Origin of the sequence: Actinoallomurus acaciae (genome assembly GCF_042429965.1) — a bacterium.
Taxonomy (GTDB): Bacteria; Actinomycetota; Actinomycetes; order Streptosporangiales; family Streptosporangiaceae; genus Actinoallomurus; species Actinoallomurus acaciae.
Map to the genome: position 1 here is coordinate 1 of NZ_JBHLZP010000176.1, position 15,237 is coordinate 15,237.

Consider the following 15,237-nt stretch of genomic DNA (forward strand, 5'->3'; position numbering starts at 1 on the left):
CGCCGTCGTCGACGCCCAGAGCGGGCGCCGCCCGCGCCGCCCGGTGGCCACGCACCCGGTCACGCCCGTCCCGGTCTCGACGCTGCCGGGCAGCGTCGACTCGCCCAGCGCCGCGCCCCCGGTCTCGGCCCGGCAGGCCAGGGTCTGGCTCCGGGGACTGACCGGCACCTGGACGCGCAACGTCAAGAACACCTACTTCCGCTTCCACGCCGACGGCGGCGGCGAGTGGGTCGCCTTCGGCCAGAAGCTGTGGAGCGGCAAGGCCACTCCGCGCGACGCGAAGACCTTCGACCTGACCGATATCGACGGGCACGGCGGCTCGTACTGGCAGGTGCGCCTGCTGTCCGGGCGCAAGCTGCTGTTCGTCGGCACGAACCAGATGTTCGCCAGGTCCTAGGCACAGGTCCTAGGCCACGGCGCTCGCGGTCAGGAGGGTCCGGGCCTGCTCGCGAGCGTGGGCGAAGGGGGCCGGGAAGACGTTCAGGCCGTGGGCGACGAGCGCTCCCTCGTTCAGCAGCATGAGCGTCCGGCCGAGGCGGTCGGCCTGGTCCGGGGCGATGTCCCCGGCGAGGCGGGTGAACAGGGCGAGCATCCACTCTTTCTGCCCGATGATGATCGGATATGCGGGATGTGACGCGTCGCTGATCTCAGCGTGGGCGTTGACCATGCTGCACCCCTTGGCGCCGTGCGCCCGCGACCATGCGTCCGAGGCGTCGAAGACGGCGAGAACGCGTGCCGCCGGCTCCGGCGGCGCGGCGTCGAGATGTCGCGCGAGGACGGCCCGCCAGCGTTCGTCGCGATCCGCCAGGTACTCCACGACGATCTGCTCCTTGGAGCCGAACCGGTCGTACAGGGTCTTCTTCGTCACCCCGGCCTCGGCGGCGATCAGGTCGACGCCGACGGCGTGGATGCCGCGCTCGTAGAACAGCCTCGCCGCGGCCTCCAGGATGCGCAGTGCGGCAGGCGTCATCGTGATCCGCCGGAGCTCCGTGGTGCCCATGCCCCGAGAGTATACCGATCTGTATAGTGACCCGGGTATACCGATCTGTATACCGAAGGATGAGGTGTGGACTTTCTCCTCTCGACGGCCTTCGTGCTCTGCTGGAGTTCCGGGTTCATCGGAGCCAGGCTCGGCGCCGGGAGTGCGTCCGCCGTCACGATCCTGATGTGGCGGTTCCTGCCGCTGGCCGTCATCCTGATCGTCATCGCCGCCGCCAGGACGTGGTGGCGGGGCCTCGTGGTCCGGGACGTCGTCCGGCAGGTCCTGATCGGCGTCCTGTCCCAGAGCGGTTATCTGCTCACCGTCTACTACGCGATCCAGCTCGGCGTCTCCAGTGGCACCACCGCCCTGATCGACGGGGTCCAGCCCCTCGTCGCCGGAGCGTTCGCCGGACCGCTCCTGCGCCAGTACGTCTCGCGCCGGCAATGGCTCGGCCTGTGCCTGGGGCTGGGCGGCGTCGTCATCGTCACCCGCGCCGACGCCGCGGCCGCCGCGGGCGTGGCCTGGTGGGCCTATCTCATCCCGTTCCTCGGCATGCTCTCGCTGGTGGCGGCGACGTTCCTCGACGGCCGCTCCCGTACGCGGGTCGAGCCCGTGGTGGCGATGACCGCGCACTGCGTCACCAGCGCCGTCATCTTCACCGCGCTCGCCGTGAGCGCGGGAGCGGCGAGGCCGCCGGCCGGGCTCCCGTTCTGGGTCGCGGTCACCTGGCTCGTGGCCCTGTCCACGTTCGGCGGCTACGGCCTGTACTGGCTCATCCTGCGGCGGTCGGGAGTCACCAAGGTGAACACGCTGATGTTCCTCATGGCCCCCGTCACGGCGGTCTGGGGCGCTCTCATGTTCGGTGAGCCGTTCGGCCCACAGACCGTCCTCGGCCTGGTCGTCGGTCTCGCGGCGGTCGTCATCGTCCGGGCGGGGTCCCCAGGAGCGCCCACCCGTACGGGGGCACTCGCGCGGGATCGTCCGGCTCCTTCTCCTCGGCGGAGTCGAGGACGCGCAGGCCTTCGAGCGGGAGCGGGAAGCGGTACGGGTCCGGACCGGTGTTCAGCAGGACGGTGATGCCCGGCCCGCCCTCGCGGGGACGGCTGCGCAAAGCGACCGCCTCGTTGGTGAGGTGCTCGACGCTCGTACGCGCCCGCACCAGCCAGGGGTTACGTCGGCGCAGCCCGATGAGCCGCTGGTGCAGCCGGTAAACCGGCCGGCCCCAGGGGGCGAGTCCGTCCGGCGAGTCGGGGAAGGCGGGGCGCACGGCGTCGTCGCCGCCCGGCCGGTCCTCCTTCCGGCCGCGGAACGCCTGCTCGTCGCCGTAGTAGACGGCCGGCACGCCGGCGACGGTGAACAGCACGACGAGGGCGTGTGCCAGGTGGCGGGGCTCCTCCAGGCGGGTCGCGATCCGCGTCACGTCGTGGTTGCCGACGAAGGTGGAGGGCGTGAACGCCTCGGTGAACCGGTCGTGGCGGTCCAGCGCCCAGGCCAGCTCGAACAGGTTCCGGTCGTTCAGCGAGCTCCAGATCGCCTTCCACAGCTCGTACTGGGTGACCGAGTCCAGCCCGGAGTCGGACACGTAGGCCGCGTAGTCGCCGTGGATCATCTCGCCGGTGAACCACGCGTCCGGATGCGCGGCGCGGACCTGCGGGAGCACCGCCCGCCAGAACTCCGGCGGCACGGCGTAGGCCGCGTCGAGACGCCAGCCGTCCGCGCCGCGGTCGAGCCAGTGCCGCATGACCTTCGCGACGTACTCGGCGACGGCCGGTTCGCCGTGGTCGAGGGCGACGAGCGAGCGGTGGCCCTCGAAGCAGTCGTAGTCGTCCCCGCGCGGGCGGAACCAGCGGGCGTCCGGTGAGTCCGGGCCCTCCCGCAGCGCCGCGGCGAACCGGGGGAAGCCGCGGCCGACGTGGTTGAACACGCCGTCGAGCAGGATCCGCACTCCCCGGCGGCGCGCGGCCGCGACGAGGCGGTCGAAGCCGGCGTCGTCCCCGAGCCGCGGATCCAGCCGGAAGTGGTCGACGGTGTCATAGCCGTGGGTCTCCGAAGCGAAGACGGGGCCCAAAGCCAGGCCGTTGCAGCCCAGCTCGACCGCGTAGTCCAGCCAGGCCTCCAGCCGGCTCAGGCGGTGTCCCGGCCCGGCCTCCAGCGCGCCGGTGAAGCCGAGCGGATAGACGTGCCACCAGATCGTGTGGTCGATCCACGAGGTCATCGAGGTCCTTTTGAGGGAGACTCAGTAGTACTGTTGAGGATAGCTCAGTAAGGAGGGATCGCGTGCGCAAGGACCGGCTTCCCCGGCGGAGGCTCGACGTGGAGACCCGGCGCGCCGACATCCTGCGCGCCGCGGCGGGCGCGTTCGCCGTAGAGCCGTACGACAAGGTCTCCGTCGCCCGGGTGGCGGCCGTGGCCGGTGCCTCCGAGGCGCTCGTCCACCGCTACTTCGGCAGCAAGAGCGGCCTCTACCGCGACGTCGTGCGCGCCGCGATCGACGAGCTGCTGCGGCGGCAGCGCGCCGCCGACACCCCGGCGGCGGCCCCGTACGACCGGCTGGCCGTCAGCGTGCGCGTCTACCTCGACGCCGTCGCCGACGCGCAGGTCGGCTGGGCCGCGCCACTGCGCTCGCCGGCCGGTGACGTGCCCGAGGCGGCCGAGCTGCGCCGCCGTACCCGGGGCTTGTACCTGGCGTTGCTGCGCGACCTGCTGGCACTGCCGGCCGACCCGGCGCTCGACCACGCGCTCCACGGCTACCTGGGCTTCCTCGACGCCGCCTGCCTCAGCTGGGTCGAGCGTGGCTGCCCGCCGGCCGAACGCGAGCCCCTCGTCGCGCAGGTGGTCGGCGCGATACGGGGCGCGCTCGGTCAGTCGTAGGGGCACTCCGCGAGGGCCTCCAGCGCGTCCAGCGCCGCCACCAGAGCCTCGCGCTGCTCCTCCGTCAGCGTGGCGATCTGGCTGACGAGGAACGCCGAGCGTTCGCCGCGCAGCTGTTCGAGCTGACGGCGGCCCTGCGCCGTGATGGCCAGCAGGGTGGCGCGCCGGTCCTCGGGGTCGGGCATGCGCCGCAGCAGCCCCTGCTGTTCGAGCGAGCCGACCAGCCGGCTCTGTGTCGGCGCGGTGACACCTTCGTGTGCGGCCAGGTCGCCGAGGCGCACCGGGCCGAGCGCCTCGACGCTCGAGAGCGTGGACGCCTGGCTCGAGGACAGGGTCTGCGGGCCGTGCTGGCGCACACGGCGGTTGAGCCGGCCGAGAGTCATCCGCAGTCGCGCCGCCAGCTCGACGTTCGTCAGGTCTTCCGCATCGGGTGCCTGGTTGGTCACGCCGGTCATCTTTCCTTACCCGCCGCCTCACGATCGCGCGTCCCGGGCGTACTGATGAGCATGCCCATTCCCCAATCTTGCTGCATGGACACCTGAGTCGCACCAGTACGGACCGGCGATCCGCGGACGGGAGCGCTCCGGACGGCCGGCGGCGCCGTCCGGGCGGCTCTCACCAGCCGCGCTCGCGCCACTCGGCGAGGTGCGGGCGCTCCCGGCCGAGCGTCGTGTCCTTGCCGTGCCCGGGGTAGACCCACGTCTCGTCCGGCAGCACGCCGAACACCCGCTCCTCCAGGTCGTCCATGAGCCGGCCGAACAGCTTCGCGTCGCCCCAGGTGTTGCCCGGGCCGCCGGGGAACAGGCTGTCGCCGGTGAACAGGTGGGGCGTCTCGCCGTCGTCGTAGCGCAGCGCGATCGAGCCGGGCGTGTGCCCGCGCAGGTGGATGATCGACAGCGTGGCCTGCCCGACCCGTACCGTGCCGCCGTGCTCGACCGGCTCGATGACCGGCAGCGGCAGGGCCTCGGCGTCGTCGGGGTGGGCGACCAGCCGCGCGTGGGTCGCGTCGATCATCGCGGTCAGGGCGCCCCAGTGGTCCTGGTGGCGGTGCGTGGTGACGACGCGGGAGAGCGGCCCGTCGCCGACGATCTCGAACAACCGGTCCGGCTCGGCCGCGGCGTCGATGAGGACCTGCTCGCCCGTCGCCGTGCAGCGCAGCAGATAGGCGTTGTTGTCGTACGGTCCGACGGCCAGCTTGGTGATCGTCAAGGCGGGAAGTTCTCGTACGTCGGGGGCGCCACCGACCTCGACGTCGCCTGTGTAGGTCACGCTGTCCTCCGATCGGGCACGGGCGGCTTTACGGCGCCTTCCATCCTGTCACGGCCGGGGCTCACGGGACCTGTGTCGCCCGGACGTCCGCGGTTAGGCTGCCCGTATGCGAGACGACCTCCTCATCTGCCGCACCTGCGGGGCGCAGTACGGCGCACCGCGCGCCGACTGCCCGATCTGCACGGACGAGCGTCAGTACGTCGGCTGGGACGGCCAGCGGTGGACCACCCTCGCCGAGCTGCGCGAGGCCGGGCACCGGGGACGGATCGAGGAGGAGGGGCCGGGAATCGTCGGTGTCGGCGCCGCGCCGCCGACCGCGATCGGACAGCGCGCCCTGCTGGTCCGCGCCCCGTCGGGTAACGTCCTGTGGGACATGATCACCTACATCGACGACGACATGGTCGCCCGGGTGCGCGAGCTGGGCGGGGTCGCGGCCATCGCGATCAGCCACCCCCACTTCTACGGCTCGATGATCGAGTGGGCGCACGCCTTCGACGCGCCGGTCTACATCCACGAGGCCGACCGCGAATGGGTGGCCCGGCCCGACGACTCGGTCGTCTTCTGGTCGGGGGAGACCCGCTCGCTCGGCGACGGCCTCACGCTGGTCAACGCCGGGGTGCACTTCGCGGGCGGCCAGGTGCTGCACTGGCGCGACGGCGAGGAGGGGCGCGGCGCGCTGCTGTCCGGCGACATCCTCACCGTCGTCCAGGACCGGCGCTACGTCAGCTTCATGTACAGCTACCCCAACCACATCCCCGAGCGCCCGCGCGTCATCCGGCGCGCGCTGCGGCTCTTGGAGCCCTACCCCTTCGAGCGCGTGTACGGCGCGTGGTGGCGGCGGATCGTCCACGCGGACGGCGTCGAGGCCGTACGCCGGTCGGCGGAGAGATATCTGGAGCACGCGCTCGACGACGGTCCCGAGTAGGCGTGTTCCGGTGGCAGTCCCCATTCGAACACGTGTACGGTTCTCGTGCGACGAGCGGGGTTGATGAGGTCGTCTGGAAGAAACCGTCGCACCCACTCGTTAGCCTGAAGCTGACCTGTCTCCACCAGGCTCTCAAGGGGATTGCGAATACGCCGTGGCCGACCGCCTCATCGTGCGCGGAGCACGTGAACACAATTTGAAGGACGTCTCGCTGGATCTGCCGCGGGACGCGCTGATCGTCTTCACCGGGCTGTCCGGCTCCGGCAAGTCGAGCCTCGCGTTCGACACGATCTTCGCCGAGGGGCAGCGGCGTTATGTCGAGTCTCTGTCGGCGTACGCGCGGCAGTTCCTCGGCCAGATGGACAAGCCGGACGTCGACTTCATCGAGGGCCTGTCGCCGGCGGTGTCGATCGACCAGAAGTCCACCTCGAAGAACCCGCGGTCCACGGTGGGCACCATCACCGAGGTCTATGACTACCTGCGCCTGCTGTGGGCGCGCATCGGGCACCCGCACTGCCCCGCCTGCGGCCGCACGATCACCAAGCAGACGCCGCAGCAGATCGTCGACCGGCTGATGGAGTTCGAGGAGGGCACGCGCTTCCAGGTGCTCGCGCCGGTCGTGCGCGGGCGCAAGGGGGAGTACGCGGAGCTGTTCCGCGAGATGCAGACCAAGGGCTTCTCCCGCGCCCGGGTCGACGGCGCGACCGTCCGCCTGGACGAGGCGCCGAAGCTCAAGAAGTACGAGAAGCACGACATCGAGGTGATCGTCGACCGGCTGAGCGTCAAGGAGGGCTCGCGGCGGCGCCTGGCCGACTCGGTCGAGACGGCGCTCGGGCTGACCGCGGGCACGGTCATCCTCGACTTCGTCGACCTGCCGGAGGACGACGAGCGCCGCGAGCGGATGTACTCCGAGCACCTCTACTGCCCCTACGACGACCTGTCCTTCGACGAGCTCGAGCCCCGGTCCTTCTCCTTCAACTCCCCGTACGGCGCCTGCCCCGACTGCACCGGCCTGGGCACCCGCATGGAGGTCGATCCCGAGCTGATCGTGCCCGACCCGGAGAAGAGCCTCGGCGACGGCGCCATCTCCCCGTGGTCCGGCGGGCACGTGAGCGACTACTTCCTCCGGCTGCTCACCGCGCTGGGCGAGGCGATGGGCTTCGACCTGGACACGCCGTGGGAGCGCCTCCCGGCCGCCGCGCGCAAGGCCATCCTCAAGGGCCACGACACGCAGGTCCACGTGAGCTACCGCAACCGCTACGGCCGGCGGCGTTCGTACTACACGACCTACGAGGGCGTGATCCCCTACGTCCAGCGCCGCCACTCCGAGGCCGAGAGCGACTCCAGCCGCGAGCGGTTCGAGGGCTACATGCGGGAGATCCCGTGCCCGTCGTGTGAGGGCCGCCGCCTCAAGCCGGTCGTGCTGAGCGTCACGGTCAACGACAGGTCCATCGCCGACGTGGCCGCGATGCCGATCGGCGAGTGCGCCAAGTTCCTGCTGGCGATGGAGCTGGGCGACCGCGAGAAGCACATCGCCGAGCGGGTCCTGAAGGAGATCAACGCCCGGCTGGGCTTCCTGCTCGACGTCGGCCTCGACTACCTCACCCTCGACCGCGCGTCGGCCACCCTCGCCGGGGGCGAGGCGCAGCGCATCCGGCTCGCCACCCAGATCGGCTCGGGCCTCGTCGGCGTCCTGTACGTCCTCGACGAGCCGTCCATCGGGCTGCACCAGCGCGACAACCACCGCCTGCTGGAGACCCTGATCCGGCTGCGCGACATCGGCAACACGCTCATCGTCGTGGAGCACGACGAGGACACCATCAAGGCCGCCGACTGGGTCGTCGACATCGGCCCGGGCGCGGGCGAGCACGGCGGCCAGGTCGTCGTGTCCGGCACGGTCGAGGAACTGCTCGCCTCCGAGACCTCGATGACCGGCGCCTACCTCTCCGGCCGCAACGAGATCCCGGTGCCGGCCACCCGCCGCAAGCGGCAGCGGGGCCGTGAGCTGGTGGTCAAGGGCGCGCGCGAGCACAACCTGCGCGGCGTCGACGTGGCGTTCCCGCTCGGCGTGTTCACCGCGGTCACCGGCGTGTCCGGATCCGGCAAGTCGACGCTGGTCAACGACATCCTCTACCTCTCGCTCGCCAAGCAGTTGCACGGCGCCCGCACCGTCCCGGGCCGGCACCGGCGCATCAACGGGCTCGACCAGGTCGACAAGGTGGTCCACGTCGACCAGTCGCCGATCGGCCGCACCCCGCGCTCCAACCCGGCCACCTACACCGGCGTGTTCGACCACGTGCGCAAGCTGTTCGCCGCGACCGCCGAGGCGAAGGTCCGCGGCTACCAGCCGGGCCGGTTCTCCTTCAACGTCAAGGGCGGCCGGTGCGAGGCCTGTTCCGGCGACGGCACCATCAAGATCGAGATGCAGTTCCTGCCCGACGTCTACGTGCCGTGCGAGGTGTGCCACGGGGCGCGCTACAACCGCGAGACCCTCGACGTGCACTACAAGGGCAAGACCATCGCCGAGGTGCTCGACATGCCGATCGAGGAGGGCCTGGAGTTCTTCGAGGCGATCCCGGCGATCCGGCGGCACCTGCAGACCCTCAACGACGTCGGCCTCGGTTACGTCCGGCTCGGCCAGCCCGCGCCGACCCTGTCCGGCGGTGAGGCGCAGCGCGTGAAACTCGCGTCCGAGCTGCAACGACGCTCGACCGGGCGTACCATCTACGTGCTCGACGAGCCGACGACCGGCCTGCACTTCGAGGACATCCGCAAGCTCCTCGGCGTGCTCGGCCGTCTCGTCGACGGGGGCAACACGGTCATCGTGATCGAGCACAATCTCGACGTCATCAAGACCGCCGACTGGATCATCGACATGGGTCCGGAGGGCGGCTCTCGCGGTGGCACCGTGGTCGCCACGGGGACGCCGGAGGACATCGCCAAGGTGGAGGAGAGCCACACCGGCCAGTTCCTCGCCAAGATCCTCGACTGACCGGAGTCGTCGCCTGGTGCTCGTGGTGCGGAAGGGGAACTTTCGCACGGCCTTGAACCGAACCGTCGATTCCTCCGTGCAATGGGGGAACGTCCCCGCAACCAAGGAGGAGTCTTATGCCGTTCGAACCGTCCACGCCCGGACCGGAGTCCACCCGCCGGGGGATGCTGGTGGGGGTCGGTCTCGTCGGCCTCGCCGGCACCCTGACCGCCTGCGGAGGCTCGAAGGACGACTCGTCGGCCGACGCCTCCCAGGGCAGCGGGAGCCAGAACGGTGGGAGCCAGAGCGGCGGCGGTCTGGGCAAGGCCGCCGACATCCCGGTCGGCGGCGGCAAGATCTTCAAGGACAAGAAGGTCGTCGTGACCCAGCCCAAGCAGGGCGAGTTCAAGGCCTTCAGCTCCATCTGCACCCACCGCGGCTGCCCCGTGGGCTCCATCTCGGACGGAAAGATCCACTGCCCGTGCCACGGGAGCGCCTTCAACGTGGCCGACGGCTCGGTCGCCAACGGCCCCGCCGACAAGCCACTCCCGTCCAAGAACGTCACCGTCCAGAACGGCGAGTTGAAGCTCGGCTGACCGCCCGGGGCATCGCGGTCACGGCCCCACCCCGCTGACCGCGAAGCCTCGGCCCGGCCGAGACCCGCGCCTTGCCCCCGCCGCCGCTGCGAGAATTCACCTGCTCACCGCGTCCGCCACGACCCCAGACCTTCCCGACCACCTCGCGCCGGGCGCTCTGGGCGTGAGCGTTTGTCGGCGGCGGTGCGGCTCGGGCGCGGCGGCGGGTGTTGTCGTCGGTGCGGTGGGCGGACTGCGGACGCCGTCCGGTCCGTGACGGGTGTTCTGGGTGTGAGCGCCGACCGCATAGTGCACGCCGAACTGCTCGATCCACCAGTACTTCTCGGTGAACTGGAAGCGCGGCCCGCCGTTGCCGAGGCCGATCGCCATGACAATGGCAACGACCGGCGCGGTGACCTTGGCGAGCTCGTCCCTGCCCTTCGACAGGAACGCCACCAGCAGCGCCCCGAGTGTGTGGTGGTGAGGACGATGCGGTTTGCGCGGTGCGGTGGGCCGGGTGTCCTGGGTGTGAGCGTTAGGCGGAGCCGGGTTCCCGGCCCGGCCGTGATCGTGCCGCTCGGCGTCCTCCGTGTGGCCGGACGCCCTCTCGACCGGCTCACCGGTACCGGCCGTGGGTACGGGTGGCTGGGCGTCGGTTTGTCGGTGGCGACCGGCATGCTCGGGCCATGACCGATGTTCCCCAGGCCGGCCACGTGCGGGCATGGAGCGCCGACACCCGGGTCGCGCCGCCGGCGACGGGGGAGACGCTCATGGCGTTCCTCGAACGGCAGCGCCGGACGTTCGCACTCAAGCGTCCCGGCGGTGCGCCTGCCGGACAAGGGCGTGACGCCGTCTCGGCTCAGCCCGTACGGCCGGTTCCGGCAGCTGACCGCCGTCGAGCGGCGGCGCTCCGCCGTCCAGTTCGCCGGCGCGGACCTGCCGATGTCACTACGACGAGCCCGGCCAGGGCATCGGCCCTCCCGACGGCGGCATCGACGAGGCGTTCGCCCTCGGGGCGGCCGGGTGCCGGAGGTCACGGGCGGCTCGCTCGCTCGGCGTACGGCAGCGGGGCGGAGAGCCGTTCTCGAACTCATCGACGTGATCGCCGAGTACGCCCGGCACCACGGCCGTGCCGACCTCCTGCGCGAACGGATCGACGGTGACACGGGATACCGGGATGACGACGACGGCGGGGGCCGCCCGGACCGGGCCGACGGGGCCTCCATCGTCCCCGGACGGCACTAGGCTGACGGACGTGGCAGATCCGGCGACGTACCGGCCCGCGCCTGGGACCATCCCCGAATCGCCCGGGGTGTACCGATTCCGTGACACGGGCGGCAGGGTCATCTACGTGGGCAAGGCGAAGAACCTGCGTGCGCGGCTCAACTCCTACTTCGCGGACTTCGCCGGGCTGCACCCGCGTACCCAGACGATGCTCCAGACCGCCGCCGGGGTCGAGTGGACCGTGGTCGGCACCGAGGTCGAGGCGCTGCAGCTGGAGTACTCCTGGATCAAGGAGTACGACCCGCGCTTCAACGTCAAGTACCGCGACGACAAGTCCTATCCCTACCTCGCGGTGACGATGAACGAGGACGTCCCCCGGGTGCAGGTGATGCGCGGCGCGAAGAAGAAGGGCGTCCGCTACTTCGGACCGTACTCCCACGCGTGGGCGATCCGGGAGACCGTCGACCTGCTCCTGCGGGTCTTCCCGGTCCGTACGTGCTCGGCCGGGGTGTTCCGGCGGCAGCGGCAGATGGGCCGGCCCTGCCTGCTCGGCGACATCGGCAAGTGCTCGGCCCCCTGCGTCGGGCGCGTCACCGAGGAGGCGCATCGCGAGGTCGCCGAGGACTTCTGCGACTTCATGGCCGGCGACACCGCGCGGTTCATCAGGGCGCTGGAAAAGGACATGCGCGCCGCCGCGGGGGAGCAGGAGTACGAGCGCGCGGCGCGGCTGCGCGACGACATCCGCGCCCTGCAGCGTGCCCTGGAGAAACAGTCGGTGGTGCTCGGCGACAACACCGACTGTGACGTCATCGCGCTGGCCGACGACCAGCTCGAGGCGGCCGTGCAGGTGTTCTACGTCCGGGGCGGGCGCATCCGGGGTCAGCGCGGCTGGGTCGTCGACAAGGTCGAGGACATCGCGGCCGGCGACCTGGTCGAGCAGTTCGTCCTGCAGATGTACGGCGACGTGGCCGGCGACGCGGTGCCGCGCGAGATCCTCGTGCCGGCGCTGCCGCCCGAGCAGGAGGCCGTGGTCGAGCTTCTCGCCGAGCACCGGGGCGGCCGTGTCGACCTGCGCGTGCCGCGCCGGGGCGACAAGAAGACGCTCCTGGAGACCGTCGAGCGCAACGCCAAAGAGGCGTTCAAGCAGCACAAGACGCGCCGGGCCGCCGACCTGACCAGCCGCAGCAAGGGGCTCCAGGAGATCCAGGACGCCCTCGAACTCGACCAGGCGCCGCTGCGCATCGAGTGTTTCGACGTGTCCAACCTCCAGGGCACCCACGTCGTCGCCTCGATGGTGGTCTTCGAGGACGGCCTGCCCCGCAAGAGCGAATACCGGCGGTTCTCCATCAAGACCGTCGAAGGCCAGGACGACGTCCGCTCCATCAACGAGGTGATCGCCCGCAGGTTCCGGCGCTACCTGGAGGAGACCGAGCGCACCGGCGAGCTCGACGTCCTCGGCGAGCGCGAGGAGGGCGGGCCGATCGATCCGGAGACCGGCAAGCCGCGCAAGTTCGCCTACCCGCCCAACCTCGTCGTCGTCGACGGCGGGGCGCCGCAGGTGGCCGCGGCCCAGCGGGCACTGGACGAGCTGGGCATCGACGACGTCAGCCTGTGCGGCATCGCTAAGCGCCTGGAGGAGGTCTGGCTGCCCGGCGAGGAGGACCCGGTCATCCTGCCGCGCAACAGCGAGGGCATGTACCTCCTGCAACGGGCGCGTGACGAGGCCCACGACTTCGCCATCCGGTTCCACCGCACCAAGCGTTCCAAGGGCATGATCGTGAGTGAGCTCGACGCCGTGCCGGGCCTGGGGCCGAGCCGGCGCACCGCCCTGATCAAGCATTTCGGGTCGGTGAAGATGCTCAAAGAGGCCGGACCCGAGCAGATCGCCGAGGTTCCGGGCATCGGACGCCGTACCGCTGAGAGCATTGTGGCGGCACTGCACGCGCAGGACGGGGGAACAGGCACATGAGACACAGCACGGCTCGACCGGGCGGTGCGGCGTGAGCACCGCGGCGGCCAACCTCGGCGGCACCCCGCAGGTGCCCGACATCGTGATCGTCACCGGCATGTCCGGCGCCGGCCGCAGCACGGCGGCCAAGTCCCTGGAGGACCTCGACTGGTTCGTGGTCGACAACCTGCCGCCCGGCCTGCTCGCCACCATGGCGGACCTCGCCGAGCGCGGCCAGGGCGCGGTGCCCCGCATCGCCGTCGTCGTCGACGTGCGCAGCCGGGCCTTCACCACCGACCTGCAGTCCGCGTTCGACGAACTGGAGGCGCGCGGCGCACACCCTCGCGTGGTGTTCCTGGAGGCCTCCGACGAGGTGCTGGTCCGCCGGTTCGAGAGCGTGCGCCGTCCGCACCCGCTCCAGGCCGACGGGCGGATCGTCGACGGCATCGCCCGGGAGCGCGAGCTCCTGCGCGAGGTCCGCGCCGAGGCCGACCTGGTCATCGACACCAGCTCGCTCAACGTGCACGGGCTGCGCGGCAAGATCGTGAGCTTCTTCGGGGGCGAGGGCAACGAGTCGAGCCTGCGCGCCACCGTCGTGTCCTTCGGCTACAAGTACGGCCTGCCGGTCGACGCCGACCTCGTGGTGGACTGCCGGTTCCTGCCCAACCCGCACTGGATTCCCGAGCTGCGACCCCACACCGGGCGCGACGCCCCCGTGCGCGACTACGTCCTGTCCCAGCCGGGCGCCAAGGAGTTCCTCGACGCCTACACCGAGGTCTTGCGCCTCCTGGTGCGAGGGTACGAACGCGAGGGCAAGCACTATGTGACGCTCGCGGTCGGCTGCACCGGTGGCAAGCACCGCAGCGTCGCGATGGCCGAGCAGCTCGGCGGCCGGCTCCGCGACGAGGGCCTGGACCTCCAGGTCGTCCATCGGGATCTCGGACGGGAATGACACGACGTGGACTCCCCCAAGGTCGTCGCCCTCGGCGGCGGGCACGGGCTGTTCGCCTCCCTGTCCGCGCTGCGGCGTGTGACCGACCATCTGACGGCCGTCGTCACGGTCGCCGATGACGGAGGTTCCAGCGGGCGCCTGCGCCGCGAGCTCGGCGTCCTTCCACCGGGCGACCTGCGCATGGCGCTCGCCGCGCTCTGCGGCGACGACGACTGGGGGAGCACCTGGAGCGAGGTCGTCCAGCATCGCTTCCTCAGCCAGGGCGAGCTGCACGGGCACGCGGTCGGCAACCTGCTGATCGTCGCCCTCTGGGAGCTGCTCGACGACCCGGTCGCCGGCCTCGACTGGATGGGCCGTCTGCTGCGCGCCGAAGGACGGGTGCTCCCGATGGCCTCGGTGCCGCTCGACATCGTCGCCGAGGTCCGGGGGGCCGACCCGGCGGCGCCGGAGGCGATCACGCACGTACGCGGGCAGGTGGCCTGCGCCAAGACGCCGGGCAAGGTGCTGAGCGTCTCGCTCGTGCCCGAGGATCCGCCGGCCTGCCCCGAGGCCCTGCGCGCCATCGAGGAGGCCGACTGGGTGATCTTCGGGCCCGGCTCCTGGTTCACCAGCGTGCTGCCGCACCTGAAGGTGCCCGGGCTGGCCGACGCGCTGCTCGGCACCCGGGCGAAACGGCTGGTCGCGCTCAATCTCGCGCCCCAGCCGGGGGAGACCGACGACTTCTCGCCCCAGACGCATCTGGAGGTCCTGCGCGCCCACGCGCCCGAGTTGAAGATCGATGTGGTGCTCGCCGACCGGAATCTCGTCGATGAACCCGATGTTCTGGAAAAGGCCGTCCGTACCCTCGGAGGCAGGCTGGCCTTGGCCGACGTCGCCGCGGAAGATGGATCTCCACGGCATGATCCGGCACGGTTGGCCCAAGCGTTCGCACAGATCTTCGTCAGCGGCCACGTGACGCGGCGAGATTCGGCGAGACTGCCCTGACGGAGTTCTACAGGGGGAGGATCACATCAATGGCGATGACCGGCGTGGTGAAGGACGAGCTGAGCAGGCTGTCCGTCATGAAGCCGTGCTGCCGCAAGTCCGAGGTGTCGACGCTGCTGCGCTTCGCCGGCGGACTGCACATTGTGAGCGGCCGGATCGTGATAGAAGCCGAGCTCGACACCGGAGCCGCGGCGCGACGTCTGCGCAAGGACCTCGCCGAGGTCTTCGGTCACACCTCCGACGTCGTGGTGCTCGCGCCGAGCGGGTTGCGCAAGGGCAACCGCTACGTCGTCCGCGTGTTCCGCGACGGTGAGTCGCTGGCCCGCCAGACCGGGTTGATCGACAACAACGGCCGTCCGGTGCGCGGCCTGCCGCGGCACGTGGTGGCGGGGGCCGCCTGCGACGCGGAGTCGGCGTGGCGGGGGGCGTTCCTGGCCCACGGGTCGCTGACCGAGCCGGGCCGCTCGATGTCGCTTGAGGTGACGTGCCCCGGCCCGGAGGCCGCGCTGGCGCTGGTCGGCTCGGCCCGGCGGCTG

Annotated in this window: 15 protein-coding genes and 1 pseudogene; 11 read left to right on the forward strand and 5 right to left on the reverse strand. The window is 71.1% G+C overall.

What is annotated here, in order from left to right:
- Nucleotides 1–397 (forward strand): hypothetical protein (locus tag ACFFNX_RS23060; protein WP_378205851.1); only part of this gene is annotated, 397 nt, incomplete at its 5' end.
- 9 nt (nucleotides 398–406) lie between these two features.
- On the opposite strand, the gene ACFFNX_RS23065 is transcribed toward ACFFNX_RS23060, so the two are convergent.
- Nucleotides 407–1,000 carry a TetR/AcrR family transcriptional regulator gene (locus ACFFNX_RS23065; protein WP_378205854.1) on the reverse strand — a complete coding sequence of 198 codons (594 nt, stop codon included), beginning with the start codon at nucleotides 998–1,000 and terminating at the stop codon, nucleotides 407–409.
- 93 nt (nucleotides 1,001–1,093) lie between these two features.
- Between ACFFNX_RS23065 and ACFFNX_RS23070 the strand changes: the two are divergent.
- Nucleotides 1,094–1,849 (forward strand): annotated as a pseudogene (locus tag ACFFNX_RS23070) (DMT family transporter); the annotation flags it as partial.
- A 52-nt stretch (nucleotides 1,850–1,901) separates the two neighbouring features.
- On the opposite strand, the gene ACFFNX_RS23075 reads toward ACFFNX_RS23070, so the two are convergent.
- The gene (locus ACFFNX_RS23075) at nucleotides 1,902–3,197 is read right to left on the reverse strand and encodes an alpha-amylase family protein (RefSeq protein ID WP_378205857.1); all 1,296 of its coding nucleotides are present in this window, start codon (nucleotides 3,195–3,197) and stop codon (nucleotides 1,902–1,904) included.
- A 62-nt stretch (nucleotides 3,198–3,259) separates the two neighbouring features.
- On the opposite strand from ACFFNX_RS23075, the gene ACFFNX_RS23080 reads away from it, so the two are divergent.
- Entirely contained in the window at nucleotides 3,260–3,853 is a 594-nt protein-coding gene (locus tag ACFFNX_RS23080) for a TetR/AcrR family transcriptional regulator (protein WP_378205859.1), read from the forward strand.
- On the opposite strand, the gene ACFFNX_RS23085 is transcribed toward ACFFNX_RS23080, so the two are convergent.
- Complete coding sequence (locus tag ACFFNX_RS23085) at nucleotides 3,844–4,308, reverse strand: MarR family winged helix-turn-helix transcriptional regulator (protein WP_378205862.1); 465 nt, start codon at nucleotides 4,306–4,308, stop codon at nucleotides 3,844–3,846. The genes ACFFNX_RS23080 and ACFFNX_RS23085 overlap by 10 nt on opposite strands.
- 160 nt (nucleotides 4,309–4,468) lie before the next feature.
- The gene (locus ACFFNX_RS23090; RefSeq protein ID WP_378205865.1) at nucleotides 4,469–5,122 is read right to left on the reverse strand and encodes an MBL fold metallo-hydrolase; all 654 of its coding nucleotides are present in this window, start codon (nucleotides 5,120–5,122) and stop codon (nucleotides 4,469–4,471) included.
- Between the two features lie 106 nt (nucleotides 5,123–5,228).
- Here ACFFNX_RS23090 and ACFFNX_RS23095 point away from each other — a divergent pair, with 106 nt between their 5' ends.
- The 3 genes from ACFFNX_RS23095 to ACFFNX_RS23105 all read left to right on the forward strand — a co-directional run bounded on the left by ACFFNX_RS23095 (nucleotide 5,229) and on the right by ACFFNX_RS23105 (nucleotide 9,614).
- Nucleotides 5,229–6,047 (forward strand): MBL fold metallo-hydrolase, encoded by an 819-nt coding sequence (locus ACFFNX_RS23095; RefSeq protein ID WP_378205868.1) that lies wholly within the window; start codon nucleotides 5,229–5,231, stop codon nucleotides 6,045–6,047.
- Nucleotides 6,048–6,201: 154 nt separating this feature from the next.
- Nucleotides 6,202–9,039 (forward strand): excinuclease ABC subunit UvrA, encoded by a 2,838-nt coding sequence (gene uvrA, locus ACFFNX_RS23100; protein WP_378205870.1) that lies wholly within the window; start codon nucleotides 6,202–6,204, stop codon nucleotides 9,037–9,039.
- 116 nt (nucleotides 9,040–9,155) lie between these two features.
- Nucleotides 9,156–9,614: a Rieske (2Fe-2S) protein gene (locus ACFFNX_RS23105; RefSeq protein WP_378205873.1), complete on the forward strand. Its 459-nt coding sequence runs from the start codon at nucleotides 9,156–9,158 to the stop codon at nucleotides 9,612–9,614.
- A 96-nt stretch (nucleotides 9,615–9,710) separates the two neighbouring features.
- Here the strand turns inward: ACFFNX_RS23105 and ACFFNX_RS23110 are convergent, their stop codons facing one another.
- Nucleotides 9,711–10,049: a hypothetical protein gene (locus ACFFNX_RS23110; protein WP_378205876.1), complete on the reverse strand. Its 339-nt coding sequence runs from the start codon at nucleotides 10,047–10,049 to the stop codon at nucleotides 9,711–9,713.
- Between the two features lie 366 nt (nucleotides 10,050–10,415).
- Here ACFFNX_RS23110 and ACFFNX_RS23115 point away from each other — a divergent pair, with 366 nt between their 5' ends.
- The 5 genes from ACFFNX_RS23115 to whiA all read left to right on the forward strand — a co-directional run.
- A complete protein-coding gene (locus tag ACFFNX_RS23115) occupies nucleotides 10,416–10,838 on the forward strand; it encodes a hypothetical protein (protein ID WP_378205879.1) in 423 nt (140 codons plus the stop codon).
- A gap of 10 nt (nucleotides 10,839–10,848) precedes the next feature.
- Nucleotides 10,849–12,786 (forward strand): excinuclease ABC subunit UvrC, encoded by a 1,938-nt coding sequence (gene uvrC, locus ACFFNX_RS23120; RefSeq protein WP_378205882.1) that lies wholly within the window; start codon nucleotides 10,849–10,851, stop codon nucleotides 12,784–12,786.
- A gap of 31 nt (nucleotides 12,787–12,817) precedes the next feature.
- The gene (gene rapZ, locus ACFFNX_RS23125; protein WP_378205885.1) at nucleotides 12,818–13,717 is read left to right on the forward strand and encodes an RNase adapter RapZ; all 900 of its coding nucleotides are present in this window, start codon (nucleotides 12,818–12,820) and stop codon (nucleotides 13,715–13,717) included.
- A 6-nt stretch (nucleotides 13,718–13,723) separates the two neighbouring features.
- A complete protein-coding gene (locus ACFFNX_RS23130; protein WP_378205888.1) occupies nucleotides 13,724–14,701 on the forward strand; it encodes a gluconeogenesis factor YvcK family protein in 978 nt (325 codons plus the stop codon).
- Between the two features lie 29 nt (nucleotides 14,702–14,730).
- On the forward strand, nucleotides 14,731–15,237 hold a 507-nt coding region (gene whiA, locus ACFFNX_RS23135), incomplete at its 3' end, for a DNA-binding protein WhiA (protein ID WP_378205891.1).

Coding starts and splice junctions, on each gene's coding strand:
- ACFFNX_RS23105 (WP_378205873.1), top strand. CDS start 9,156: ATGCCGTTCGAACCGTCCACGCCCGGACCGGAGTCCACCCGCCGGGGG.
- ACFFNX_RS23085 (WP_378205862.1), bottom strand. CDS start 4,308: ATGACCGGCGTGACCAACCAGGCACCCGATGCGGAAGACCTGACGAAC.
- ACFFNX_RS23065 (WP_378205854.1), bottom strand. CDS start 1,000: ATGGGCACCACGGAGCTCCGGCGGATCACGATGACGCCTGCCGCACTG.
- ACFFNX_RS23095 (WP_378205868.1), top strand. CDS start 5,229: ATGCGAGACGACCTCCTCATCTGCCGCACCTGCGGGGCGCAGTACGGC.
- ACFFNX_RS23075 (WP_378205857.1), bottom strand. CDS start 3,197: ATGACCTCGTGGATCGACCACACGATCTGGTGGCACGTCTATCCGCTC.